This is a genomic window from Shinella sp. CPCC 101442 (genome assembly GCF_024704725.1).
Taxonomy (GTDB): domain Bacteria; phylum Pseudomonadota; class Alphaproteobacteria; order Rhizobiales; family Rhizobiaceae; genus Shinella.
Genome location: NZ_JALIQS010000004.1, coordinates 229308 through 254712, shown reverse-complemented (window position 1 = coordinate 254712; position 25405 = coordinate 229308). Strand labels below are relative to the sequence as shown.

The following is a 25405-nucleotide window of genomic DNA, read 5'->3' as shown; positions in this document are numbered from 1 at the left end:
ACCCGATTCTTGCGCGGTGAAGGGTTTGTTGCCGGGGACTTGCTTCCGCCCCGCCCAATTCGCATAAACCTTCGCAAAACGATTCAGCGAGGGCATGACGTGGAGACTTCGGACATCATCATCGGCGGCGATACGGTGGGCATCGAATGGCGCGTGCCGGTCTTCCGCTTCAAGGGCAGCGATGCGGCCGCCCCCTCCGTCTACATCCAGGCGGCGCTGCATGCCAACGAACTGCCCGGCACCGCCCTGCTGCATTTCCTGCTGGAGCGCCTTCGCAAGGCGGATGCCGAGGGTGCGATCCGCGGCGATATCACCGTTATCCCGCAGGCCAATCCGATCGGTCTCGCCCAGTTCCATTTCGGCGAGATGGAGGGCCGCTTCGACCTGGGATCACGCACCAATTTCAACCGCGACTACCCGTTGATCGCCCTCGCCGAGCGCGAGACGCTGCTGGAAAACCTCTCCCGCCGCAGCGCCGCCGACCGCCTGAAACGCACCCTGCTGCATACCGCGCTCGGCCACGACCTCATGCTCGACCTGCATTGTGACGACGAATCCCTGCAATATGCCTATATCGACGATGCGTTCTGGCCGGAGGCGGCCGATCTGGCGGCCGCCCTCGACATGCAGGCCGTGTTCCTCTCCGATGGCGAAAGCACCGCCTTCGAGGAGGCCGTCGGCCATGCCTTCAAGCACCAGGGCGGCGACAAGCTGAAGAGCGTACCCGGCCGTCTCGCCGTCACAGTCGAATTGCGCGGTCGGCGCGACGTCTATCCCGATATGGCAAAGCGCGATGCCGATGGTCTTTGGGCATTCCTTGCCGGTCGTGGCGTCGTTGCCGATCCCGCCCATGCGGCAAGGACCTTCACCGGCTCCGCGATCCCGCTCGACAATATCGAGATGGTGCGCGCGCCGGAACCGGGCACCGTGCTCTTCCACCGCGACATCGGTGACACCGTGAAGGCCGGCGACCTGCTCGCGACGCTGATCACCAAACCGGGCGCGCCGGACGGCACGATCGAGGTGAAGGCCGCCCATGACGGCCTCGTCGCCACGCAAACCTCCGCCCGCTATGCCCGCCGCGGCGACAACCTGATGAAGATCGCCTGCCATGAGGCGACGCGGAAGGATCGCAAGCCCGGCACGCTGGAGGATTGAGAGAATCTTGCTCGCGAGGGGTGCTCGCCCCTCGCAATCGCATCGTTGCGAGCAATATATAGAAGGGGATGCCAAGCCGTGATCACGGTGACGGCAGGGGACGCCGCCGGAGGATGATCCGCACGCATCATGTTTGAGACGCTCTCCGCCTATTGGCCGCATATCCTCGTCGCCCTGTCGATCATCCTGGGCATTCCCGCCGCCATTCACGCGACGATGACCAAGGAAGAGGTGCGTGCTGCGATCGGCTGGGTCGGCGTCATCGTGCTGTCGCCGGTCGTCGGCCCCGTCATCTACGCCATCGGCGGCGTGAACCGCATCCGCCGCAAGACGTTGAACCTCAGCCGCGAGGGCCTGCTCGCCGCCGGCTGGCATCACAGGTCGGAATACGACGTTTCCAACAAACATGTGCGGATCGCCTTCGGTGGCGCGCTCGCCGCCATGCAGCGGCTCGGCGATACGGTCGGTCGCTGCAAACTCACCTCCGGCAACCGCATCAGGCTGCTTTCGACCGGTGACGAAGCCTATGCCGCCATGCTCGCCGCCATCGATGCGGCGGAACGCTCGATCCTGCTCGAAACCTATATCTTCGATCGCGACAAGGCTGGCGAACGCTTCGTAGAGGCGCTTTCGGCCGCTGTCGCACGCGGGGTCGAGGTTCGCGTGCTGATCGACGCGGTCGGCGCGCGTTATTCCATCCCCTCCATCGTCTCGGAGTTGCGGCGGGCCCATGTGCCAGTCGATGTCTTCAACGGCAATATCGTCATGGGCCTGCGGCTGCCCTATGCGAACCTGCGCACCCACCGAAAGATCCTGATCGTCGACGGCATCGTCGCCTTTACCGGCGGGCTCAACATCCGCGCGGGCTTCTGCGCGGAGTTTTCCGGCGATGCCGCAGCGCTCGACACCCATTTCCGCCTGACCGGCCCCGTCGTCAGCGACCTCTTCCGCATCGCCTACGAGGACTGGCGCTTTTCCGGCGGCGGCGAGCTTTCCGGCGAAGCCTGGCAGATCGCCCCGCCGCCGGACGCGCCTGACAGCGGCATGCTCGCGCGCGTCGTGCCGTCAGGCCCGGACAAGAGCCTTGAGACCAACCACCGCATGCTGATGGGGGCGGTCTCCGTCGCCAAGCGACACATCCGCATCATGTCGCCCTATTTCCTGCCCGACCGCGAATTGATCAGCGCCATCGTCACCGCGGCACGGCGCGGGGTGGAGATCGACATCATCGTGCCGTCCGCCAACAACCTGAAGCTCGTCGACCTCGCCATGACCGCACAGTTCGACCAGATGCTGAAATACGGCTGCCGCATCTGGCGGGCGTCGGGCGCCTTCAACCATTCCAAACTCACGGTCATCGACGACGCCTGGTCCTATATCGGTTCATCCAACATCGACCCACGCTCGCTCAGGCTGAATTTCGAGGTGGATGTCGAGGTGATCGATCCCGACTTTGCCGATCTCATCGGCGCCCGCATGGCCGCCGCGCTTGCCGAAGCCGAAGAAGTGAAATTGGAAGCCTTGAGGGCTAGGCCCTTCGCCCAGCGCCTCGTCGAGCGCATCACATGGCTTGGCTCGCCCTATCTGTAGTCGTCTCGGCAGACCGCTCGGAGACGACCTTCAGGTCGATATGCGCCTTGATCGGCAGATGATCGGAGGCGACACGCGCAAGCGGGCTGTCATGCACCTCGACGGACGTGACGAGATCGTGTGGGTGGCCAAGCGCCCTGTCGAGCGCCAGCACCGGAAAACGCGAGGGAAAACTCGGCACCGCGCCGGAGGCGGGATCGAACGTCGGCTGGAGCCGGGCAAGCGACGACTTTCGGCCGACGCGCCACTCATTGAGATCGCCGACGAGCAGGGTCGGCATCTGCTCCTCTTCCGCCACAGAGGCGAGGATCGCCATCGCCTGCTGTTCGCGCGAGCGTTTCAGAAGCCCGAAATGAGCCGCCACCAGACGCAACCTGCCCATCGGCAGATCGAGCGTCACGACGAGCGCGCCGCGCGGCTCGACACCCGGCAGTTTCAGCTGCCGCACGCCGCCGACCGCGCCCTTGCGGATCATGATCATGTTGCCGTGCCAGCCATGGCCGGTGGAGGACAGCGCCGTGATCGGCACCGGCACGAGGCCACAGTCGCGCTCCAGCACGGTCAGATCGAGCAAGCCGGAACGCTCGCCAAAGCGCTTGTCCGCCTCCTGGATGGCGATGACGTCGGCATCGATCTCGGAGATCACGCTTGCCGTGCGCTCGGGATCGAAGCGCCGGTCGACGCCGATGCATTTGTGCACGTTGTAGGAGGCGATCACGGTATCGCCCGGGCGATTGCTTTCCGGCGGCCGGTGGCCGCGACGGTTGCGAATGGCCGATAGCAGCGCGGCCGATGTGACTTTGCCGTTTCTGTCCAAGGGTCCTTCCTCGTGGCGCTCCATTCATCATATGGGCTCCGCCGTCCCATCGGCAACCGCCTGACCGCAAGAAGGTTCCGGAAAAGGACGTCAGGGCAACGGACTGACCTGCATCTTCGGGCTATCGAGCAGGATGGTCGATCGCAGCGTCTTGATTTCGCCGATGCGCTCGAACTCGCTCCACAGGAGCCGCCGGTAGTCGGCGACATCCTTCACCGCGATCTTCAGCAGGAAATCGAAATCACCGGCGACGGTGTGGCACTCGACGACTTCGGGCATGCGCCGCACGAGATCGATGAAACGCTCGCCGACCTTCGGCGCCGTGCGCTCCAGCGTCACCTCCAGAAAGGCCTGAAAACCAATGCCCGCGGCGCGCGGATCGACGATGACCGTGTGGCGGATGACGCCGCTCGCCTCCAGTCGCGCCAGCCGGCGCGACAGTGGTGCCGGCGACAGGCCGACCTTGTCCGCGAGCTGGTTGTTGGAGAGCCCGGCATCCTCGACCAGCAAACGGATGATGCGCCGATCGGTGTGGTCCAGCACCACCTCGTCGGCCGCCTTTTTGTCCATGCCGCACTCCCGCGCAAAAACCTGCATCAATCTAGCGAATGGGCGCAAGAATACAAAAGCTTCTTGCGCTTTCTCCGCAATATCACGGTCGATTTTGCGGGAACTTTGGCCTACACCGCTTGCACACCAACCCTAGACAGGAACCCGGCCATGTTCGACGCCCTCACCCGCCAGCCCGATGATCCCCTGCTTGCCCTGATCGGCCTTTTCCGGGCGGACGAGCGCGCCGGCAAGGTGGACCTCGGCGTCGGCGTCTACCGCGACGAGACGGGCGCGACACCGATCTTCCGCGCCGTGAAGGAAGCCGAAAAGCGCCTCGTCGAGACGCAGCCGACCAAGGCCTATGTCGGTCCGGAAGGCGACGCCGTCTTCCTCGATCGCCTCTGGGACCTGACGACGGGCGAGGCCGGCCGTGGCCGCGCCACCGCAGCCCTCCAGACGCCGGGTGGTTCCGGCGCGCTGCGCCTTGCCGCCGACCTCCTGGCGCGCATGGGCACCAAGGGCATCTGGCTCGGCCTACCGAGCTGGCCCAACCATGCCAGCATCTTCAAGGCCGCCGGCCTCGAGGTCGTGACCTACCCCTTCTTCGACATTCCGTCGCAGACAGTGCTGTTCGACCGCATGATGGAGGCGCTTGCAGGCGCCGCCCCCGGCGACGCCGTTCTGCTGCATGCCAGCTGCCACAACCCGACGGGCGCGAACCTGACGGCCGACCAGTGGCGCGCCGTATCCGCGCTCATCGCCGAAAAGGGTCTGCTGCCACTCGTCGATATCGCCTATCAGGGTTATGGCCGCGGCCTCGACGAGGATGCCGCGGGCCTGCGCACATTGCTTGCCGCCGTGCCGGAAGCGATCGTCGCCGTGTCCTGCTCGAAGTCCTTCGGCCTCTACCGCGAGCGCACCGGTGCGATCTATGCCGCCTGCAGCAATGCCGAGACGGCGCTCTCCGTGCGCACCAATCTCGCGGCACTCGCCCGCACCAGCTACTCCATGCCGCCGGATCATGGTGCGGCCATCGTCAGCACGATCCTCGGCGACGCGGCGTTGAAAGCCGACTGGATGGCCGAAATCGAGACCATGCGGCTGCGTGTCACCGCGATCCGCGAGCGGCTTGCCGCCGGCCTTTCCGGTCGCTGGCAGGTGCTGACATCAATCCGCGAGCAGGAAGGCATGTTCTCGCTCTTGCCGCTGGAAGAAGCCCAGGTGCTGAAGCTGCGCGCCGAGCACGCCATCTACATGCCGACGTCTGGCCGCATCAACATTGCCGGCCTCAAGACGGCTGAGGTCGATGACGTCATCGCCAAGTTCCTGAGCCTCTGAGGACACCATGTCGGCCGAAACGGACAGCCAGGCGGAGCGGCACTCCGCCTACGAGGATCTGATTGCCATCGTCATCGGCACGATGTTCGTGGCGCTCGGCGTGGTCATCTATACCAAGGCCGTGCTGCTTGCAGGCAGCACGGCGGGCCTTGCGCTCCTGCTGCAATATGCGACCGGCATCGGCTTCTGGTGGCTGTTTTTCGCCGTCAACCTGCCCTTCTACATCCTCGCCGTCAAAAAGCTCGGCTGGGCCTTCACGCTGCGCACCTTCGCCGCCGTGACGCTGGTCTCGATCTTTAGCCGACTAACGTCCGATCTCGTCAGCTTCTCCCATCTAAATCCCCTCTATGCAGCGGTCATGGGCGGTGCGCTGTCGGGCACGGGCCTGCTCATCCTTTTCCGCCATCGCACGGGGCTTGGCGGCATCAATGTGCTGGCGATCTACCTGCAGGACCGCTTCGGCCTGCGCGCCGGTTATTTCCAGATGGCGGTCGATCTCGCCATCCTCGCCGCCGCCGTCTTCGTCATCCCGCCCGACCGCCTCGCCCTGTCCGTCCTCGGCGCCGTCGTCGTCAACATGACGCTCGCCATCAATCACCGCCCCGGACGCTATCTCGGGGTGACGTGATCGCTTCGTGATCTTATGAAGGCGGCAAAGCACTGAAGGAGAGACGCGTGACCGTCACGATCTACGGCATCAAGAACTGCGACACGATGAAGAAGGCGCGCACCTGGCTCGATGCCAAGGGTATCGCCTACGCCTTCCACGACTACAAGGCGGAAGGCATTGACGAAAAGAGCCTGAAACGCTTCGTCGAGGCGCTCGGTTGGGAGACCGTGCTCAACCGCGCCGGCACCACGTTTCGCGCCTTGCCCGATAGCGACAAGCAAAACCTCGACGCTTCGAAGGCGATCGCCCTGATGCTCGCCCAACCCTCGATGATCAAGCGCCCCATGCTCGATCGCGATGGGGCGCTCACGGCCGGCTTCAAGCCGGAGATCTACGAAACGCTGTTCTGACCGGAAGGGCCGGTCTTCAGACCGGCTCCCACCCGTCCTTCTCGCTGGCGCGATAGATGGCGTCGATGAGCTTCTGGTTGTTGACCGAGCTTTCCAGCGATACGACCTCGCCGTTTTCTCCGCGCGCCGCCCGGGTGAAGGCTTCCGCCTCGCGCTTGTACTGACGCGCATCCTGGAAGCGGAAGTGCTGGCTTTCGCTGTGCGAGGCATTGGTCAGTTCGATTTCTTCCGCGCCGTAACGGTCGGCGTTGAACGGCGACTTCACCTCGATGAAGCCCTTGTCGCCGTGGAACACCATGACCTGGCGATGGGCGAGCTGGGTGGAGATGTAGAAGGACAATTCGAAATCACCGAAATCGGCGCGCACGCTCGAATAGATGTCCGTGCCGAATTCCGGGTCGCGGTCGGTGCTGGCCTGCACGCGGATCGCTTCCTTGCCGGTGGCGAAGCGGGTGGTGATCGTCGGATAGACGCCGATATCAGGCAGGCCGCCGCCGCCGAGGGCCGGCACGTTGCGCATGTTGCCCGGATCACGGTTGTAATAGGTGAACACACCCTGCACGTGACGCAGCTTGCCGATCGCCCCTTCCGCCAGAAGCGAGCGGACCTTCAGCCAGACCGGGCTGTAGGTGACCATGAAGGCTTCTGAGATCAGCACCTTGTTGCGGTCGCGCGCGGCGATCAGCGCATCGATCTCACCGGCGTTCAGCGCAATCGGCTTTTCGCAGAGCACGTGCTTGCCGGCATCCGCCGCCTTGATCGTCCACTCCACATGCTGCGAGGTCGGGAGCGGGATATAGACGGCGTCGATCGTGTCGGAAGCCAGCATCTCCTCGTAGGAGCCGAAGGCATGCGGCACGGAAAAGCGGTCGGCCATGGCGCGGGCCTTGGCGAGGTCGCGGCTGGCAATGGCCGTCACGACGCAGTTTTCCGCGTCCTGGATGGCCGGGACGACGAGTTCGCGGCCGATCTTGGCCGTCGACAGAATTCCAAAACGCAGCATGATCATCTCTCCCTGATTGCGCCGGAAGACTAGTCGCGAGGTACGTTCCTCGCAAGCGTGGGCCTGAGCAAAAAATGCCTTCGCATGCGGCGTGCAAAGCCGGGAAGCCCGGCCTATGCTGCGGCCTGCCATTTCAGCACGAACCCTTTGGAGGAAGCCCATGCAGTATCGTTCCCTCGGCCGGACCGGCCTTTCCATCGCGCCGCTCGTCTTCGGCGGAAACGTCTTCGGCTGGACGGCCGACGAAAAGACCTCCTTCGACTTGCTCGACACCTTCACCGGCGCCGGCTTCAACGCCATCGATACGGCCGACGTCTATTCGAGCTGGGCACCGGGAAATCAGGGCGGAGAGTCCGAGACGATCATCGGCAAGTGGCTGAAGCGTTCGAGCCTTTCGCGCGACAAGGTGGTCATCGTCACCAAGGTCGGCTCCGACATGGGCCAGGGCCGGCGCGACCTGCGCAAAGCGTGGATTATCGAGGAAGTCGAAAATTCGCTGCGGCGGCTCCAGACGGATCATATCGACCTCTATCTCTCGCACTGGCCGGACCCGGAGACGCCCTATGAGGAAACGCTGGAGGCCCATGCCGGGCTGGTGAAGGCGGGCAAGGTGCGGACCTTCGGCGCCTCGAACCTCGATGCCGACCAGTTGCAGGCATCCTTCGAGGCCGCAGACAAGGCGGGGCTACCGCGCTATGCCGCGTTGCAGCCAGAGTACAATCTTTACGACCGCGCCGGTTTCGAGGGGCCGCTTGCCGAGCTTTGCCGCAAGGAGCAGCTCGGCGTCATCACCTATTTCAGCCTCGCGTCCGGCTTCCTCACCGGCAAATACCGGACGGCAGCGGATACACAGGGACGGACGCGCGGCGAAGACGTGGCACACTATCTCGACGAGAGGGGCCTTCGCATTCTCGCGGCAATCGACCAGGTGGCGGGAGAAACCGGCGCGACGCCGGCCGAGATCGCGCTCGCCTGGCTGATGGCAAAGCCGGCCGTCACCGCGCCGATCGCCAGCGCCACCAGCCTTTCGCAGCTCGCCAGCCTGATGAAGGCGGTGTCGCTATCGCTTTCCGCCGAGCAGGTCGCAGCGCTCGACAGGGCGGGAGCGTGACCATGGCCCTCATCATCCGCGACCCCCTGGAAAGCGACGAGGCCGCCTGGAAGGCCCTCTGGGCCGGCTACCTCGCCTTCTACAACACCGAAGTGCCCGAAGAAGCGACCGCCTTCACCTGGGCACGCATTCTCGATGCCGGTTCCCGTGTCTCGATGCGCCTTGCCGAGGAGGATGGCGTGGTGCTCGGTTTTGCCATCCACCACTACCACGATTCCACCTGGGACATCGCGCCGGAGGGCTATCTGGAAGATCTCTTCGTCGACGATACGGCGCGCGGCAAAGGTGTCGGCCGCGCCTTGATCGACGACCTCGTCGCCATCTCCAAACGCCACGGCTGGCGCGGTATCTACTGGCACACGGCCCTCGACAATGCGCGTGCCCGAAAGCTCTACGACAGCTATGTCGAAACCGACAACCACATCCGCTACCGGTTGCCGACCTAGCCTCGGTGGCGGAAGAAATCGACGAAGGCGCGTAGCGCCGGGCGCATCTGCCGGCGTGAGGGATAGTAGATCGAGAAGCCGTCGAAGGCCGGGCACCAGTCCTCCAGCACCGCCACCAGGCGGCCGGCGGCGATATCCTCGGCCACCCGCTGGTCGAAGACATAGGCGAGACCTGCGCCGTCCATCGCGGCGGCGCGCATCAGGCGCTGGTCGGACACGATCAGCGGACCCGAGACATCCACCGTCACCAGCCGCCCGTCCTTCTCCAGCTCCCAGCGATAGATGCGCCCGCTGGAAAAGCGGCGACGGATGCAGCGATGCTGCATCAGGTCGCGCGGCTGAAGCGGTTTTGGATGTTTTTCGAAATAGGCCGGCGCGCCGACGACGAGGCCGCGCCAGGGGCCGCTCGCCCTGACCGCGATCATATCCGCCTCCAGATGCTCGCCAAGCCTCAGGCCGGCGTCAAAACCCTTTTCAACGATATCCTCGAAGCGGTCGTCGGTCCGAAGCTCCAATTCGATCTCGGGATAGTCCAGCAGGAAGGCGCCGAGGCGGGGCATGACGATGTCCTCGGCGGCGATCAGCGGCATCGTGATGCGCAAAGGCCCAGCAGGACGGGTTTGCCGGTCGGCCAACGCCTCCATGGCGGCGTCGATATCGGCGAGCGCCGGCGCCAGCGTGTCGAGCAGCTGGCGCCCCTCCTCCGTCGGCGCGACGCTGCGGGTGGTGCGGGCAATCAGGCGCACGCCGAGGCTTGCCTCCAGCGCCGTGACGGCATGACTGACGGCCGAGGGGGCGATGCCGAGGGCACTGGCCGCCTTGCGAAAACTGCGTGCCTCGGCGACGATGGCGAGCACCGCGAGTTGGGAGAGCTGGGTCCGGTTCATTGTTCCAACAAATAGAACAAGCCGTTGACTTCTGCATCCATTTTCAGATGAAGCACCACCCTCTAGATTGAGGCTACCGGATGACGGCGCCCCGTTCGCCGCCCGGTTCGCGGACCGACCTCCCGGTCCCCATGAAGAAGGAATCCGTCATGCGACACAGAAAACTCGGCATCCTCGATGTTTCCGCCCTCGGCCTCGGCTGCATGGGCATGAGCCATGCCTACGGCCCCGCCGACGACGAGACGGCGGCAATCGATACCCTGCACCGTGCCGTCGATCTCGGCATCACGCTCTTCGACACCGCCGAGGTCTATGGCCCCTACAAGAACGAAATCCTTCTCGGCAAGGCGCTGAAGCCGGTGCGCGACAAGGTGGTCCTCGCCACCAAGTTCGGCTTCAGCATCGATCCGAGCAAGCCGGCGGCCCAGATGATGACCGGCACCGACAGCCGGCCGGAAAATGTGAAGGCCGTCGCCGAGGCCTCGCTGAAGCGGCTCGGCACCGACGTCATCGATCTCTACTACCAGCACCGCGTCGATCCGGCCGTACCGATCGAGGAAACGGTCGGCGCCATGGCGGAGCTGGTGCGCGAGGGCAAGGTGAAGGCGCTCGGCCTGTCCGAGGCCGGTGCCGAAACGATCCGCCGTGCGCACGCCGTGCATCCGATCGCTGCCGTGCAAAGCGAGTATTCGCTCTGGACCCGCGATGTCGAGGAGAACGGCGTTCTCGAAACCTGCCGTAGCCTCGGCATCGGCTTCGTGCCCTTCAGCCCGCTCGGCCGCGGAGTACTGACGGGTGCGCTGAAAAAGCTCGATGGCCTCTCCGCCGACGATTTCCGCCGCTCGCTGCCGCGCTTCGAGGCGGAGAATTTCGATGCCAACCTCGCGCTGATTGCGGCTCTCGAGGAAATGGCGACGGAAAAGGGTGTCGCCCCGGCCCAGCTGGCACTCGCCTGGGTTCTCGCGCAGGGCGACTTCATCGTGCCGATCCCCGGCGCCAGCAAGGTGCCGCATCTCGAGCAGAATGCCGCTGCCGCAGACGTCGAGCTGACACCCGAGGAGGCCGCCCGCCTCGGCGATCTGCTCTCACCCGCCAAAGTATCCGGCGGGCGCTATTCTCAGCGCATGGCCTCGATGGCCAACCGGTAAACGAAAAGGGCCGCGGATCGCTCCGCGGCCTCTTCAAATGCCTTGTCGGACGCGCTTACTGGCCGACCGACGACACCATGACGGCATCGCCGTTTTCGATGGAGACCCAGCGGCCCGCATGGAACGACGCCTGGCGCTTCAGGTAGCGATAGGGCGTCGTCGTCCAGAGCTTGACCTCATTGTTGAGGTTGTCGAGGATAAAATCGCCGTCGGTGGTGCGCACGGTCAGCACGGCATGGCCTTCGCCATCGGGCTTGCGCACGACGGTGATCAGCAGGTCGCCGGCAGAAAAACCCTTTTCCATCAGCTTCTTGCGCTTCAGGAGAACGAAGTCCTCGCAATCGCCCGCACCATCGGGATAGGACCAGTATTCGTCGCGGCCGTGCAGTTCCTTGTCCGTCATCGGCGTGATGTCGCGATTGACGCTGGAATTGATCTGGCGGACGACCGACCAGCCGAATTCCGTGACCTTGGCGGGCGCCTGGTTGCGCGTGCCGGCGCGGCATTCGGATTTGTTGGTCTGGCAGAATTCGTAATGGCCGATCGGTTGCGAGGTCACACCGCCCGTCTTCATGGACAAGGCGGAGGCGGGCGCCGTGAAAGCCGAGGAAGAAGAGATGAGCAGAGCAAAAAACGCCGCCGCCCCAGCCTTCGCACCAATCATTCGTGCCATGTAACGTCCCCTAATCGTTAACAAAGAGTTAACGGTGAGGAGGGCGTTTCGTCAATCATCAGAATTGGCGATGCGGGAATATGGTTAAGATGTGATCGCGGCGACACGCCCCGCCTCAGGCAAGGCGCGCAAAACCCTCCGCCGTCTCGAGGATCTTGGCGATATCCTGCGGCCGCGACAGGCGGTGGTCGCCGTCGCGGATCATCGTCAGCACCACGTCGTCGCCCGAGAGATGCTCCATCAGGCGCACGGCATGGGCATAGGGCACATCGGGATCGGCCATGCCCTGCAGGATATGCACCGGGCAGCCCGTCTCGATGACGCCCGTCAGCACACGGTTTTCGCGCCCGTCCTCGATCAGCTTCAACGTATAGACGTTCGGATCCGGCCCATAGGGCGTCGGCTCCTCGAACTGGCCGCGTTCGGCCAAAGCGGTGCGTTCGGCCTCGGTGAGGTTCGGCTCGATCAGCTCCGAGGTGAAATCCGGCGCCGGCGCGATCAGCACCAGCCCGGCGATCGCAATATTCTTCCGCTTGGCAAGCTCGGCCACGGCGCGCAACGCGATCCAGCCGCCCATAGAAGAGCCGACGAGCACCACGCGGCGCGTGCCAAGTGCCTTTGCCGCGTGATCGATCACCGCAAGCGCCTCTTCCAGCCAGCGTGAGATCGTGCCGTCGACGAAGGCCCCGCCCGAAACGCCATGCCCGGAATAGTCGAAGCGGATGCAGGCCGTACCGAGCCGGGCGGCAAGGGCGGCGAGTTCCACGGCCTTGGTGCCGCTCATGTCCGAGCGGTAGCCGCCGAGCCAGACGAGATGGGCAAGCGTATTGCCGGCGGCGGCCGGCTGAAGCGCCACGGCGATCTGCCGGGCCGCATCGTCGGCGCCGACAGGAATGAATTGCGCCTCTGTTCCATTGCCGTTTGCCGTCATCGTCCCTATCTCCCTGTCGCACCTGCAGCCTGCACATGCGCGCTTTTGCCGGTCTTCGGCCCCGAGCTAGACCAGATTCGTGCGCGCAAGGACAGGTGGTGATTTTTTCCATGCGGCGTGCTATTGACTTCACAAGCGCGATCAACACATTGCCGAAAACGCCGTCTATCCGGCAAAACGGCCCGGTCGCCGCACAGATTCATATCGTTCGAAACAGTTCGAGGAGAACACGACCATTCGCAGACCCTTCAAAGCGGAAGCCCCCGTCAAAGACGGCCCGCGCTCCAACAAGGAAATCCGGATTCCCCGCGTCCAGCTCATCGATGCCGAAGGGACCAACCACGGCACCGTTCCTACAGATCAGGCGCTCCGCATGGCGGAAGAAGCCGGCCTCGATCTGGTGGAGATTTCGCCGAACTCCGAACCGCCTGTCTGCAAGATCCTTGACCTCGGCAAGCTGAAATACGCCAACCAGAAGAAGGCGGCCGAAGCGCGCAAGAAGCAGAAGATCGTCGAAATCAAAGAAATCAAGATGCGCCCGAACATCGACACCCATGACTATGAGGTGAAGATGAAGGCGATGAACCGCTTCTTCGACGAAGGCGACAAGGTCAAGGTGACGCTGAAGTTCCGCGGCCGTGAAATGGCTCACCAGGAACTCGGCATGAAGCTTCTCCTGCAGGTCAAGGAAGATACGGTGGCGATCGCCAAGGTCGAAGCCGAGCCGAAGCTCGAGGGACGCCAGATGATGATGGTGCTCGCGCCGAGGTAAGTCCTCTGGCCCTTGCGGTACACGGATCAAGCCGCCTTTCGGGGCGGCTTTTCCATTTCTGCCCGCAAAACCGGCTTCCCTCGCGAATCCGGTTGCGCTTTCGGGGGACTTCGGTTACAAGCCGCCGTCCGAACGGTCCGGCAGGGCATGCCGTGGCCGTTCTTTACGCTGGAGAGGCACTTTCGTCAGCGCCCCTCGAATTCAAGAAGAATGGAGTAGCAAAATGCCCAAGATGAAGACGAAATCGTCTGCCAAGAAGCGGTTCAAGATCACCGCGACCGGCAAGGTCGTTGCAGCTGCCGCCGGCAAGCGCCACGGCATGATCAAGCGTTCCAACAAGTTCATTCGCGACGCGCGCGGCACCATGGTGCTGGCCGAGCCTGATGGCAAGAAGGTCATCAAGAACTATCTGCCGAACGGTCTCTGAGACTAATCGCGCTTTTGAAACGTTAAGGAGATCATGACATGGCACGTGTAAAACGCGGCGTAACTTCCCACGCCAAGCACAAGAAGACGCTGAAGGCAGCCAAGGGTTTCTACGGCCGCCGCAAGAACACCATCCGCGCCGCCAAGGCCGCGGTTGACCGTTCGAAGCAGTTCGCCTACCGCGACCGCAAGGTCAACAAGCGCAACTTCCGCGCTCTCTGGATCCAGCGCATCAACGCTGCCGTCCGCGAGCACGGCCTGACCTACGGCCGCTTCATCGACGGCCTGAACAAGGCTGGCATCGAAGTTGACCGCAAGGTGCTTTCGGACATGGCGATCCATGAGACCGAAGCTTTCGGCGCGCTCGTCGCTGCCTCCAAGAAGGCTCTGGAATACCTCAAGGACGCCGGCACGAAGAACGAGTTTGAGACCGCCGTCAACTAACCGGCGCTCACAACAAATCTTCGCTTCGTTGTGAAACCCGCGCCGGGGAACCGGTGCGGGTTTTTGCTTTCAACCAGGATTGCAGCCATGGACGGCAGGCTTATCGCGCTTGAGACGATCCCCCGCATGACCGACGGGGACATCGAGACGCTGCTTGCCGCGCTGACGCGTGAGACCGACCGCGTCGAACGCGTCGAGCTGTCCTTCGGCGCCGTCTGGATCAAGCGCTACGGCACCGAGCGCCCGCCGGTCTGGACCAGGCTGCAGGGGGGCCTTGCCCGCCTGCTCAACCAGCCGTTCCTGCGACCCTCACCCTCCCTCAACAGCAAGGGCATGATCGCGCGGGAAATCCGCCGCATCGCGACCTTTGCGCAGGCCGGTGTGCCGGTGCCAAACGTGCTCTACTCCTCCGGCAGCGCGCTCGTGCTCTCCGATGTCGCGCCAACCGTGACGGCCCGTCTCAAAGTGCTCGCCAAGAGCGATCCCGCCGGCCATGACGATCTGCTCGTCGCCTGTGCCGCCCATCTCGGCGCGCTGCATGCCAAGGGGCTCTGTCACGGCAGGCCGCATCCACGCGACTTCTTCATCGCCGGGGATGCCATCGGCTTCATGGATTTCGAGGAGGAGCCGGAAGCGGTAATGCCGCTTTCGATCGCACAGGCGCGCGACCTCTGGCTGCTCTTCCTGCAGGTCGCCGACCGCGCCCTTCTCGGGCGCGAGACGACCGACAGGGCCTTTGCCGCCTGGCGCGCCGCCGCACCAGCCGGGATAGACGCGGAACTGGCAAAGATGCTCCGGTTCCTCGGCAAGTTTTTGTCGCCAACCCGATTGATCGGGCGCGTGCACATGGGTAGTGATCTGCGGCGCTTCCTCGCCGCAACCGGCTATCTGTCCGAGGTTCTCTCGACCTCTCCGCCCGGCCGACGCAAGCAAAGCAGGTAAAGATGACCGAACTCGACACTTTGGAACAACAGCTCCTCTCCGACGTTGCCGCAGCCTCCGACGAAGCGGCGATCGAAGCCGTGCGCGTGGGCGCACTCGGCAAGAAGGGCTCCGTCTCGGAACTCCTGAAGACGCTCGGCACCATGTCGCCGGAAGAGCGCCAGACGCGCGGGGCTGCGATCAACGCGCTGAAGACGCGCGTCACCGACGCCATCACCGAGCGCAAGACGGCGCTGCGCGATGCCGCAATCGACGCCCGCCTCAAGGCCGAAACCGTCGATGTCAGCCTGCAGGTCCGCTCGTCACCCGCCGAGCGCGGCCGCATCCATCCGATCAGCCAGATCGTCGACGAGATCACCGCGATCTTCGCCGATATGGGTTTTTCCATCGCCGAAGGCCCCGATGTCGAGACCGACTACTATAATTTCACGGCGCTGAACTTCCCCGAGGGCCACCCGGCCCGCGAAATGCACGACACGTTCTTCTTCCCCGCCGACGAAAACGGCGACCGCAAGGTGCTGCGCACGCACACCTCGCCCGTGCAGATCCGCACCATGGAAGCGCAGAAGCCGCCGATCCGCATCATCATCCCCGGCAAGACCTATCGCCAGGACAGTGACGCCACCCATTCGCCGATGTTCCATCAGGTCGAAGGCCTCGTGGTCGACAAGAAAGCGAATGTCGCCAACATGCGCTGGGTGCTGGAAGAGTTCTGCAAGGCCTTCTTCGAGGTCGACAGCGTCACCATGCGCTTCCGCCCGTCCTTCTTCCCGTTCACCGAGCCGTCCTTCGAGGTCGACATCCAGTGCGATCGCTCGTCCGGCCCGATCGTCAAGTTCGGCGAGGGCACCGACTGGATGGAAATCCTGGGCTGCGGCATGGTTCACCCGAACGTGCTGCGCGCCGGCGGGCTCGATCCCGACGAGTATCAGGGCTTTGCCTGGGGCATGGGTCTCGACCGCATCGCCATGCTGAAATACGGCATGCCCGACCTGCGCGACTTCTTCAACGCCGACGTCCGCTGGCTCAGCCATTACGGCTTCCGTCCGCTCGACATGCCGACCCTGTTCGGCGGCCTCAGCGCGTAACCGGCATCCAAGGAGAAATTTGTCATGAAATTCACGCTCTCCTGGCTGAAGGACCATCTCGATACCGACGCCTCGCTGGAAGACATCTGCGCGAAGCTGACGGCGATCGGGCTTGAAGTGGAAGACGTCGACGACAAGGCGGCCTTCAAGCCCTTCGTCATCGCCAAGGTCATCTCGGCCGAACAGCACCCGAACGCCGACAAGCTGCGCGTGCTGATGGTCGACACCGGCAAGGGTGATCCGATCCAGGTCGTCTGCGGCGCGCCGAATGCCCGCACCGGCCTCGTCGGCGCCTTTGCGGCGCCCGGCACCTATGTGCCCGGCATCGACGTGACGCTTGCCATCGGCACCATTCGCGGCGTCGAAAGCCGCGGCATGATGTGCTCGGAGAAGGAACTGGAAATCTCCGACAATCATGACGGCATCATCGACCTGCCGGCCGATGCGCCGGTCGGTGAGAGCTATGCCGCCTATGCCGGCCTCGATGACCCGGTCATCGAGATCAACCTGACGCCGAACCGTCCGGACTGCACAAGCATTTTTGGCATCGCCCGCGACCTCGCCGCCTCCGGCCTCGGCACGCTCAAGACACCGAAGGCGCCGTCCTTCGCGGTCGAAGATGAGACGCCGGTCAAGGTGACACTCGATCTCGGCGGCGACGAACATCTCTGCCCGGGCTTCGCGCTCCGCCTCGTGCGTGGCGTCAAGAACGGCCCGAGCCCGCGCTGGATGCAGCAGCGGCTGCTGGCCATCGGCCTTCGCCCGATCAACGCGCTCGTCGACATCACCAACTACATGACCTTCGACCAGGGCCGGCCGCTGCACGTCTTCGACGCGGCCAAGGTGAAGGGTAATCTCGTCGTGCGCCGCGCGACGGAAGGCGAAAAGGTGCTGGCGCTCGACACGCGCGAATACACGCTGAACCCGGCCAACATCGTCATCTCCGACGACAATGGCGTCGAGTCCATCGGCGGCATCATGGGTGGTGAACATTCCGGCTGCGACGCCGATACCGTCGACGTGTTGATCGAATCGGCCCTCTGGGACCCGATGAACATCGCCAAGACCGGCCGTTCGCACGGTATCATCACCGATGCGCGTTACCGTTTCGAACGTGGCGTGGACCCGGAATACATGGTGCCCGGCCTCGAGCGCGCCACCGAACTGGTGCTCGAACTCTGCGGCGGCACGCCGGCTAAAACCGACGTCGTCGGCTACAAGGGTTTTGACGCCAAGATCGTCGATTTCCCCTTCGCCGAAGTGAAGCGTCTGACCGGTCTCGACGTATCGGAAGCCGAAGCCGCCAACATCCTGACCCGCCTCGGCTTCAAGGTTTCGGGCTCCGGCGAGCGTGTCTCCGTCGCGGTTCCCTCCTGGCGTCCCGATGTCGATGGCAAGGCGGATCTCGTCGAAGAGGTCATGCGCATCCACGGCGTCGACAATATCAAGCCGGCGCCGCTGGAAAGCCACGGCGCGGTCAACGGCCGCATCCTGACCACGCTGCAGATCCGCTCGCGCCTTGCCAAGCGGGCGCTGGCCTCGCGCGGCATGCTGGAAGCCGTCACCTGGTCCTTCATCCCGAAGGCCCATGCCGAACTGTTCGGCGGCGGCGCGCCGTCGCTGGCGCTGTCGAACCCGATCGCGGCAGACATGTCCGACATGCGCCCCTCGCTGCTGCCGGGCCTGCTCGCAGCCGCCCAGCGCAATGCCGACAAGGGCTACGGCGACGTGGCCCTCTTCGAAGTCTCCGGCACCTATGAGAATGACAGGGCCGAAGGCCAGCGCCGGGTTGCCGGCGGTGTGCGCCGTGGCACGGCGAGCCTTGCCGGCGCTGGCCGTCTCTGGTCGAATGCCGCCAAGGGCGGCGGCAAGCCGGTTGACGTCTACGACGCCAAGGCCGATGCGCTCGCCGTGATCGAAGCCTGCGGCCTGCCGATGGGCAATGTGCAGATCGAGCCCGGCGCGCCGGCCTGGTATCACCCCGGCCGCTCCGGCACGATCAAGATGGGTCCGAAGATCGTTCTCGGCTATTTCGGCGAGTTCCATCCGAAGGCTCTCGGCGCGCTCGACGTCTCCGGCGCGCTTGCCGGCTTCGAGATCTTCGTCGATGCCATGCCCGACCCGAAGAAGAAGGCGACCCGCACCAAGCCGGCGCTCGACCTCTCCTCGCTGCAGGCCGTGAAGCGCGACTTCGCCTTCGTCGTCGACAAGACGGTGGAAGCCGGTGCCATCGTGCGGGCCGCGACCGGCGCCGACCGCAAACTGATCTCCGCCGTCAACGTCTTCGACGTGTTCGAGGGTGCCTCGGTCGGCGAAGGCAAGAAGTCTGTAGCCATCGAAGTCGTCATCCAGCCGACGGACAAAACGCTGACCGACGAGGATTTCGAGGCGCTGACCGCCAAGATCGTCGGCAATGTCATGAAGACGACGGGCGGTGCGCTGCGCGCCTGATCACACAAAAACGGGGCGGTAACGCCCCGTTTTTCATTTCGCGAGCGGTGGTCGCAATTTGTGAACGCACCGTCACCGGCGGATGGATTGCGGAATGGTTACCGAGACCTTAACTCCCTCTCTAGGAGGGATAACGAGGTCGAAATGGAATCGCTTGCCAATCTGCTACCCGTCGCCGCCATGGGCTTCGGCATTTATCTTTTCTTCCGCTGGGTCGTCCGCGACATGAACCGCCCCGCCGGGCAGTGATCACGCGTTGCCGATCAGGACGCCAGCCGCCAGCACCAGACTACCCCCCAGCACGACCTGCATCGCGGCCCGCAAGAACGGCGTCTCCATGTAGCGGTTCTGGATGAAGGCGATCGCCCACAGTTCCACGAACACGACGAAAACGGCAATCGTCGTCGCCAGCATGAAATTCGGAATGAGATAGGGCAGCGCGTGGCCAAGCCCGCCCAGCGCCGTCATGATGCCCGAGGCAAGGCCGCGCTTGACCGGCGAGCCGCGCCCGGACAGTTTTCCGTCGTCATGGGCGGCTTCCGTGAAACCCATGGAGATGCCCGCGCCGACCGAGGCCGAGAGGCCGACCAGAAAGGTCTGCCAGGTATCCTGCGTGGCGAAGGCCGCCGCAAAGATCGGCGCCAGCGTCGAAACCGAGCCGTCCATCAGGCCGGCAAGGCCGGGCTGCACATAGGTCAGCACGAATTGCCGCCGCGCCGTCTGGTCCTCCTCCTCCTTCACATCGACCGGTGTGTGTTCCTCGCCAAGCCGCCGGGCGAGCGATTCGTGCGATTTCTCCGCCAGCGCCAGATCACCCAGCAGCTTTCGCGTGGCCGCATCCTCGGTGCGCGCGGCAGCCGTCAGGTAAAAGCGGTGAGCCGCCTCCTCCATGGCTTCCGCTTGCGCGCGAATGCTGTCGAGAGGCATGTTCTCGATCAACCAATCCGGTTTGCGCTCCGGAAAATCCCGCACATATTCGCGCCGCACCAGCGGAATGCGGTCGCCGAAACGCGCAATGTGACGGTCGATCAGCATCTGGCGGTGATGGCTTTCCTCCGCCGCCATCTCCTCGAAGACGCGCGCGGAGTTGGGATAGGCATCGCGCAGCGCGTCGGCATAGGCCAGATAGATGCGCCCGTCATCCTCTTCGGAGGTGATGGCGAGCGCCAGGATTTCCTGTTCGCTCAGCGATTCGAGACTGCGTTTGCCGGGGCGGAGAAGGCGGGAGAACATCGTCGAACATCCAATTTAGAATAATTCTAAATATAGGAAGGGACGACAGCAGGTCAACCTCGACAGGATGTCGCGCGTGAGGCTAGAGTAGCGTGTGAAGAGACGGCAAGGGATGAGACGTGACCGCTGCACTGAAGCCGCTTTCCGCAAGCCGCGACACGCTGATGGACCGCCTCGGCCGAAAACTTGCCGACCGGCTGCAAAGCCAGACCTCCGGCTACGAGCCCTATACGCCTTCCGATCCCGAAACGCTGGCGCGTACGCTGCGGCCCGGCGATATCCTGCTGGTGGAAGGCAATCAGAAGATTTCGGCGGCGATCAAGTATCTCACGCAATCGACCTGGTCGCATGCCGCCCTGTTCATCGGCGATCAGGTGCCGCTGACGCTGGAGCAGGCGGCGCTGCCCGCGACGGAACGGCCGCAACTCATCGAGGTCAATATCGGCGACGGCTGCGTGGCCGTGCCGCTCACCAAGTACCGCACCTACAACACGCGCATCTGCCGGCCCGTCGGCCTGACGCCCGACGATCGCGACATGCTGGTCTCCTTCATGGTCTCGCGCCTCGGGCTGAAATACGACATGAAGAACATCACCGACATGCTGCGCTATTTCCTGCCGACACCGCCCATCCCGGTGCGCTGGCGCCGCCGCATGATCGCCTTCGGCTCAGGCGACCCGACGCGGGCGATCTGCTCGACGCTGATCGCCGAGGCCTTCGAGCGCATCCGCTACCCGATCCTGCCGGACGTCACGCGCGCACCCGGCCATGCGGCCGCAACATCGACCTACTCGCGCGACGAAATCCTGCACATCCGCCACCACTCGCTCTACACGCCGCGCGACTTCGACCTCTCGCCCTATTTCGAGATCATCAAGCCGACGCTGGAATATGGTTTCGACTACAAACGGCTGGAATGGGCGCCCAACAGGGAAGGGCCATGACAAGGCCTTTGTGGGGTCGTTTCCTCCGCGGCACACCGCGCATAGGGCAGAAACGAAGAAGGGCCGTAAAACGGCCCTTCGTAACATCCGGTGATGCGTTTGCAGGCTCAGTTCTTGAGCGGCGAGATGGAGATTTCCACGCGGCGGTTCTGCGCGCGGCCGGCTTCCGTCGCGTTGGAGGCGATCGGGCGTTCCAGGCCGTAACCCATGGCCGACATGCGGCGCGGATCGACGCCGCGCGAGGCGAGATGGTTGGCCACCGAGTTTGCGCGGCGGTTGGAGAGATCCATGTTGTAGGCGGCATTGCCGACCGAGTCGGTGTGGCCGTCGACATCGATCAGCGTGCGGTCGAACTTGCGCAGCACGATCGCAACGGAATCGAGCGTCGGGTAGAACGGCGGGATCACCTGGTCCTGGTCCGTCGCGAAGGTAACGTTCGAGGGCATGTTCAAAACGATGCGTTCGCCGACACGCGTCACGGAAACGCCGGTGCCCTGCAGCTGCGCACGCAGTTCGGATTCCTGATTGTCCATGTAGTTGCCGATGGCGCCGCCGGCAAGCGCGCCGACACCCGCGCCGATCAGGGCCGCGTTGCGGCGCTGTACGGGGTTGTTGCCGATGAGCAGGCCCGCAACGGCCCCCATGCCCGCGCCGATGGCGGCACCGCCGGCCGTGTTGGAGACCTTTCGCTCACCCGTATAGGGATCCGTCGTCGTGCAGGCGGAAAGGTAGGTCGCGGCGAGCGCGACGAGCGCAACTTTCTTCAACATGGAGCATCCCCGGAAACATCGATGATTCTGCTTCAACCTAGCGATTGCGGCAGGAACATGAAAGAGGCCGCATTTCAGGCCGATTTGGCCTCATCTTCGCCCTTTCCGCTCGATGTGACCCCGGCGCTGGCCGCAACGACGAGCGCTGTGCCGAGCATCTGCAAGGGCGTCATCGGCTGGCTGAGCACCAGGAAACCGGCCAGTGCGCCGAGCGCCGGCTCAAGGCTCATCAGGATGCCGAAGGCAGACATCGGCATGCGGCGCAGCGCGATCATTTCCAGGGCATAGGGAAAGAGCGGCACGAGCACGGCAAGCCCAAGCATCATGCCGAGCCCTTCCGGGTTCATCGCCTCGCCGACCCGCGGCAAGCCGAAGGGTGCGGCGACGATGGCGGCGAAGATCAGCGACATGGAGAGCCCTTCGAGGCCCTTGAACACCGCGCCGGTCTTCTTCATGAGAATGATATAGATGCCCCAGCCGACGCCCGCGCCGCAGGCGAACAACATGCCGGTGGGATCGCCGACCCAACCCGCGCCGTCATGCGACAGCAGCACGACGCCGATAAAGGCCGCGACGGGCCAGATCAGCCGCCAGCCCGCGCCAAGCGACCAGGTGGCGACCGCGAGCGGCCCCAGGAACTCGATGGCGACGGCAAGGCCGAGCGGGATGCGGTCGATGGAAGCGAAAAAACACAGCGTCATCGCCGCCATGGTCGCGCCGAGCATGAGGGCGCTCTTCCATTGCTCGCGGCTGTAGGAACGCATCGGCGGGCGCACGATCAGTGCGAGGATAGTCGCTGCCATGACGAGGCGCAGGAAGGTCGTGGTCGAGGGCCCGAAGGAATCGATGGCCGTCGCCGAAAAGGCCGAGCCGAACTGGATGCTCGACATGGAGCCGAAGCAGAGCAGGATGCCCGTGATGAGCCCCGCATTGCCCGAGCCCGAAAACCCGCTGCCGCCGGCTGTCGCCTGTTGATCTGCCATGGAAAACTCCTCCCTAGGGCACCCAGTCCTAGAGGAGGGTCTGCCATCAGACAAATGGATAATCGTGACGCCTTGCTTCAAGAAAATTGATACCAGAGCATTTCCAGTTTTCTTCAAACTGCAAAATGCTCTGGTTTTACGTCTTGCGCAAAACCAGAGCATGCTTTTGCCGGAATTGCTTCAGACGTCAGCCGGCAATGCCCTTCAGCGTGTTGGCAACGTTGAGGCCGATCTGCGGCACGCCATAGCCGCCCTCCATGCAGACAAGCACCGGCACGCCGCTCACCGCGACCGCCTTGCCCATCGTGATGTAATCCGGCGAGGTCAGTTTGAAGAAGGAGATAGGATCTTCCTCGAACGTATCGACGCCGAGCGAGAGCACGATGACCTCCGCGCCGAAGGCTTCGATACGCTTCAGCGAATCCTTCAGCGCCGCCTCCCAGACGGGATAGGGCGTGCCCGGCGGCATCGGGTAGTTCTGCGTGGTGCCGGCGCCCGCCCCCTTGCCGGTCTCCTCCGCATAGCCGAGGAAATGCGGGAAGGCTTCGGCCGGATCGCCGTGCAACGAAGCGAAATAGACGTCGTCGCGTTCGTAAAAGATGTCCTGCGTGCCGTTGCCGTGGTGGAAGTCGACATCGAGGATCGCGACCTTCTTTGCGCCCTTGTCAAGGAAGCGCTGGGCGGCGACGGCGGCGTTGTTGATGAAGCAATAGCCGCCGAAACTGTCGATGCCCGCATGGTGGCCCGGCGGGCGGCAGAGCGCGAAGGCGGATTTGGCGCCGCCGGCGACGATATCGGCGGCCGTCAGCGCCGTCTGCATGGACGACAGCGCCGCCTCCCAGGTTCCGGGCGAGATCGCCGTTTCCGAGGCGTTGCAATAGTAGCCGAGCAGGCCGTCGATCTGGGTCGGGATGCGCGGCGAGGTGCGGCGCACGGGGAAGGACGTGGCGATCGCCTCGCCATTATACCCGGCGGCCTTCCATTGCTCCCAGGCCGTCTGAAGGAAGGCAAGATAGCCGGCGTCATGAACCTTGTGCGCGGTTTCGAGCCCGTGGCGCTCCGGTGCCGCGATATCGGTAAAACCGGCATCCTTCACCGCCGCGAGGATCCATTCGGCCCGGAACGGCGCCTCGAAGGGCGGGACAAGCTCGCCGCCGTAAAGCTCGCTGCGAGCGTTCCTGAGCTTGTGATCCTCGGAAAAAATAACGCGCATGAAAAGGTCCCCGTTGTTATCAGGCCGGGACGGTAGTGCATTTTGCGAACGAGGGGAATCTCTCCTGCGGGGTAGGTTTCTGCTCAAAAAGCAAATCCGCCCCGGCTGATGACCTAGGCGGATTGCGGGACCATCTATGCTTCAGGCGAGCATGGTCTTCTGCTGACGGCCGAGGCCGATCTGCTTGATCAGCAGGATATCGGCAACCGCAACGGCGGCCACAGCGATGAGGCCCATGCCGATGGCCGTCAGGCCTCCATGGCCGAGAACGAGCACGGCCACGCTGCCGAGCACCCAGAGCGCATCGCCAATGATGGTAAAACGCACGGCGGCGGGCGACGGCCGCTCCTGCCGGCCGACGGCGAGGTGAAAGCCACCCCAGAAGACGAAGAAGACGGCGAAGGCCAAGAGAATACCCGGCGTGGCGAGCGGACCGACGAGGCCGCTGATCGGGCCGGAGAAGGCAAAGAGCAGGCCGGCAGTGGCGAGCGAGAAGACGCCATCGAAGAGCACGATGGACTTCAGAAGGTTGCGGTTGAGGGTGGCGAACATGATGGGCTCCTTTCGTTTCGATGAGCCGATCCTGCCGAGATCGATGCCGCAAACCAATTACCTCCAAGGTAATGGAATTCATGTCCCTTCTCCTGTTTAGTGCGCGGGCAACCAGCGGAGGCAGGGATGGAATTCGGCGAACACCTGAAGGAATGGCGCGGCCACCGGCGCATGAGCCAGCTGGAACTGGCAAGCGAGGCCGGCATCTCCTCCCGTCATCTCTCCTTCCTCGAAACCGGCCGCTCACGCCCCTCGGAGGGCATGATTCTCCGTCTCTCCGCCGTGCTCGACATTCCCGCACGCGATCAGGGCCTGTTGTTTTCCGCCGCCGGTTTTCGCCCGCGCTTCGGCACGGTGCCGGCCAAAAGCCTCGCCTCCGTACCGCCGGCCGTCGCCGAGGCGATCGGGCTCATCCTCGGCCGGCACGATCCCTATCCGGGTGTCGTGTTCGACCACGAATACAATGTGCTGACCGCCAATCCGGCCTTTCTCGGCCTTGCCGGCATGGCGGGTGTCGCGGTGTCGCCCGGCGATAACTTCCTCGATGCCTATCTCGGTCCGACCGCCTTGCGCTCCATCGTCGTCAACTGGGCACACTCGGCCGCCGACCTCGTGCACCGCATCCGCGCCGAGGCCTGGCTGCAGGGACCGCGCAGTCCGCTCTCGAAGCGCATCGAGCGGCTTGCGGCCCAGGATGACATCAAGGCCGCACTCGAAACCTTCCCGCAAACCGACCGCCTGCCGATCCTGCCCATCCAGATGAAGATCGGTGTAAAACGCTTCAACTGGATCACCACGCTGACCTCCTTCGGCTCGGCGCAGGACGCGCTGGTGCAAGGCGTGCTGATCGAAAGCTTTTTCCCGGCCGATGCAGAGACGCGGGCGCATTTCGAGGGCGTGTAAGGAGGTGACC

The 25405-nt window shown here is 64.1% G+C and carries 27 protein-coding genes; 16 read left to right on the top strand and 11 right to left on the bottom strand.

The genetic code is table 11. From position 1 onward, the window contains the following. Window positions 1-99 precede the first annotated feature (99 nt). Window positions 100-1158: a succinylglutamate desuccinylase/aspartoacylase family protein gene (locus MUO32_RS16640; protein WP_257949478.1), complete on the top strand. Its 1059-nt coding sequence runs from the start codon at window positions 100-102 to the stop codon at window positions 1156-1158. Between the two features lie 129 nt (window positions 1159-1287). Further along, on the top strand, window positions 1288-2748 hold the full coding sequence (locus MUO32_RS16635) for a phosphatidylserine/phosphatidylglycerophosphate/cardiolipin synthase family protein (protein ID WP_257949477.1): 1461 nt from the start codon (window positions 1288-1290) through the stop codon (window positions 2746-2748). On the opposite strand, the gene MUO32_RS16630 is transcribed toward MUO32_RS16635, so the two are convergent. Beyond that, a complete protein-coding gene (locus MUO32_RS16630) occupies window positions 2720-3565 on the bottom strand; it encodes an endonuclease/exonuclease/phosphatase family protein (protein WP_374708671.1) in 846 nt (281 codons plus the stop codon). The two genes, MUO32_RS16635 and MUO32_RS16630, sit on opposite strands and share 29 nt — an antisense overlap. A gap of 90 nt (window positions 3566-3655) precedes the next feature. Next, the gene (locus MUO32_RS16625; RefSeq protein WP_257949475.1) at window positions 3656-4135 is read right to left on the bottom strand and encodes an Lrp/AsnC family transcriptional regulator; all 480 of its coding nucleotides are present in this window, start codon (window positions 4133-4135) and stop codon (window positions 3656-3658) included. Between the two features lie 150 nt (window positions 4136-4285). Between MUO32_RS16625 and MUO32_RS16620 the strand changes: the two genes are divergently transcribed. The 3 genes from MUO32_RS16620 to MUO32_RS16610 are packed head-to-tail and all read left to right on the top strand — an operon-like array spanning window position 4286 to window position 6475. Further along, window positions 4286-5455, top strand: coding sequence for an amino acid aminotransferase (locus MUO32_RS16620; protein WP_257949474.1), 1170 nt, complete (start codon window positions 4286-4288; stop codon window positions 5453-5455). A 7-nt stretch (window positions 5456-5462) separates the two neighbouring features. Continuing rightward, window positions 5463-6083 (top strand): YitT family protein, encoded by a 621-nt coding sequence (locus MUO32_RS16615; RefSeq protein ID WP_257949473.1) that lies wholly within the window; start codon window positions 5463-5465, stop codon window positions 6081-6083. A 47-nt stretch (window positions 6084-6130) separates the two neighbouring features. Next, the gene (locus MUO32_RS16610; protein WP_257949472.1) at window positions 6131-6475 is read left to right on the top strand and encodes an ArsC family reductase; all 345 of its coding nucleotides are present in this window, start codon (window positions 6131-6133) and stop codon (window positions 6473-6475) included. A gap of 16 nt (window positions 6476-6491) precedes the next feature. On the opposite strand, the gene MUO32_RS16605 is transcribed toward MUO32_RS16610, so the two are convergent. After that, on the bottom strand, window positions 6492-7478 hold the full coding sequence (locus MUO32_RS16605; protein WP_257949471.1) for a Gfo/Idh/MocA family protein: 987 nt from the start codon (window positions 7476-7478) through the stop codon (window positions 6492-6494). A gap of 160 nt (window positions 7479-7638) precedes the next feature. Here MUO32_RS16605 and MUO32_RS16600 point away from each other — a divergent pair, with 160 nt between their 5' ends. Then, complete coding sequence (locus tag MUO32_RS16600) at window positions 7639-8589, top strand: aldo/keto reductase (RefSeq protein WP_257949470.1); 951 nt, start codon at window positions 7639-7641, stop codon at window positions 8587-8589. A gap of 2 nt (window positions 8590-8591) precedes the next feature. Then, the gene (locus MUO32_RS16595; RefSeq protein ID WP_257949469.1) at window positions 8592-9035 is read left to right on the top strand and encodes a GNAT family N-acetyltransferase; all 444 of its coding nucleotides are present in this window, start codon (window positions 8592-8594) and stop codon (window positions 9033-9035) included. Here the strand turns inward: MUO32_RS16595 and MUO32_RS16590 are convergent. Further along, window positions 9032-9922: a LysR family transcriptional regulator gene (locus tag MUO32_RS16590; protein ID WP_257949468.1), complete on the bottom strand. Its 891-nt coding sequence runs from the start codon at window positions 9920-9922 to the stop codon at window positions 9032-9034. The genes MUO32_RS16595 and MUO32_RS16590 overlap by 4 nt on opposite strands. A gap of 149 nt (window positions 9923-10071) precedes the next feature. Between MUO32_RS16590 and MUO32_RS16585 the strand changes: the two genes are divergently transcribed. Next, the gene (locus MUO32_RS16585) at window positions 10072-11070 is read left to right on the top strand and encodes an aldo/keto reductase (RefSeq protein ID WP_257949466.1); all 999 of its coding nucleotides are present in this window, start codon (window positions 10072-10074) and stop codon (window positions 11068-11070) included. Between the two features lie 55 nt (window positions 11071-11125). Here MUO32_RS16585 and MUO32_RS16580 read toward each other — a convergent pair whose 3' ends face one another. Together MUO32_RS16580 and MUO32_RS16575 are read right to left on the bottom strand one after the other, a co-directional pair. Further along, entirely contained in the window at window positions 11126-11734 is a 609-nt protein-coding gene (locus tag MUO32_RS16580) for a transglutaminase-like cysteine peptidase (RefSeq protein WP_374708681.1), read from the bottom strand. Window positions 11735-11858: 124 nt separating this feature from the next. Then, on the bottom strand, window positions 11859-12674 hold the full coding sequence (locus tag MUO32_RS16575) for a carboxylesterase (RefSeq protein ID WP_257949464.1): 816 nt from the start codon (window positions 12672-12674) through the stop codon (window positions 11859-11861). Window positions 12675-12909: 235 nt separating this feature from the next. Between MUO32_RS16575 and infC the strand changes: the two genes are divergently transcribed. From infC to pheT, 6 genes are all read left to right on the top strand, one after another. Then, window positions 12910-13446: a translation initiation factor IF-3 gene (gene infC, locus MUO32_RS16570; protein WP_257949957.1), complete on the top strand. Its 537-nt coding sequence runs from the start codon at window positions 12910-12912 to the stop codon at window positions 13444-13446. Between the two features lie 223 nt (window positions 13447-13669). Continuing rightward, window positions 13670-13873 carry a 50S ribosomal protein L35 gene (rpmI, locus tag MUO32_RS16565; protein WP_029620731.1) on the top strand — a complete coding sequence of 68 codons (204 nt, stop codon included), beginning with the start codon at window positions 13670-13672 and terminating at the stop codon, window positions 13871-13873. Window positions 13874-13911: 38 nt separating this feature from the next. Further along, window positions 13912-14316: a 50S ribosomal protein L20 gene (rplT, locus tag MUO32_RS16560; protein WP_257949463.1), complete on the top strand. Its 405-nt coding sequence runs from the start codon at window positions 13912-13914 to the stop codon at window positions 14314-14316. 87 nt (window positions 14317-14403) lie between these two features. Continuing rightward, on the top strand, window positions 14404-15258 hold the full coding sequence (locus MUO32_RS16555) for a serine/threonine protein phosphatase (protein WP_257949462.1): 855 nt from the start codon (window positions 14404-14406) through the stop codon (window positions 15256-15258). 2 nt (window positions 15259-15260) lie between these two features. Then, window positions 15261-16346, top strand: coding sequence for a phenylalanine--tRNA ligase subunit alpha (gene pheS, locus MUO32_RS16550; protein ID WP_257949461.1), 1086 nt, complete (start codon window positions 15261-15263; stop codon window positions 16344-16346). Window positions 16347-16370: 24 nt separating this feature from the next. Next, entirely contained in the window at window positions 16371-18797 is a 2427-nt protein-coding gene (gene pheT, locus MUO32_RS16545) for a phenylalanine--tRNA ligase subunit beta (RefSeq protein WP_257949460.1), read from the top strand. Window positions 18798-19046: 249 nt separating this feature from the next. Here the strand turns inward: pheT and mbfA are convergent, their stop codons facing one another. Further along, on the bottom strand, window positions 19047-20030 hold the full coding sequence (gene mbfA, locus MUO32_RS16540; protein ID WP_257949459.1) for an iron exporter MbfA: 984 nt from the start codon (window positions 20028-20030) through the stop codon (window positions 19047-19049). A gap of 164 nt (window positions 20031-20194) precedes the next feature. On the opposite strand from mbfA, the gene MUO32_RS16535 reads away from it, so the two are divergent. After that, on the top strand, window positions 20195-20974 hold the full coding sequence (locus MUO32_RS16535) for a lipo-like protein (RefSeq protein WP_257949956.1): 780 nt from the start codon (window positions 20195-20197) through the stop codon (window positions 20972-20974). Window positions 20975-21081: 107 nt separating this feature from the next. On the opposite strand, the gene MUO32_RS16530 is transcribed toward MUO32_RS16535, so the two are convergent. From MUO32_RS16530 to MUO32_RS16515, 4 genes are all read right to left on the bottom strand, one after another. Next, window positions 21082-21744 (bottom strand): OmpA family protein, encoded by a 663-nt coding sequence (locus tag MUO32_RS16530; RefSeq protein ID WP_257949458.1) that lies wholly within the window; start codon window positions 21742-21744, stop codon window positions 21082-21084. Between the two features lie 74 nt (window positions 21745-21818). Then, a complete protein-coding gene (locus MUO32_RS16525) occupies window positions 21819-22727 on the bottom strand; it encodes a DMT family transporter (RefSeq protein WP_257949457.1) in 909 nt (302 codons plus the stop codon). 187 nt (window positions 22728-22914) lie between these two features. Then, the gene (locus tag MUO32_RS16520; protein ID WP_257949456.1) at window positions 22915-23940 is read right to left on the bottom strand and encodes a histone deacetylase family protein; all 1026 of its coding nucleotides are present in this window, start codon (window positions 23938-23940) and stop codon (window positions 22915-22917) included. A 141-nt stretch (window positions 23941-24081) separates the two neighbouring features. Continuing rightward, the gene (locus tag MUO32_RS16515) at window positions 24082-24492 is read right to left on the bottom strand and encodes a hypothetical protein (RefSeq protein ID WP_257949455.1); all 411 of its coding nucleotides are present in this window, start codon (window positions 24490-24492) and stop codon (window positions 24082-24084) included. Between the two features lie 126 nt (window positions 24493-24618). Here MUO32_RS16515 and MUO32_RS16510 point away from each other — a divergent pair, with 126 nt between their 5' ends. Next, window positions 24619-25395, top strand: a complete 777-nt coding sequence (locus tag MUO32_RS16510) for a helix-turn-helix domain-containing protein (RefSeq protein WP_257949454.1) — start codon at window positions 24619-24621, stop codon at window positions 25393-25395. The last annotated feature ends 10 nt before the right edge of the window (window positions 25396-25405 follow it).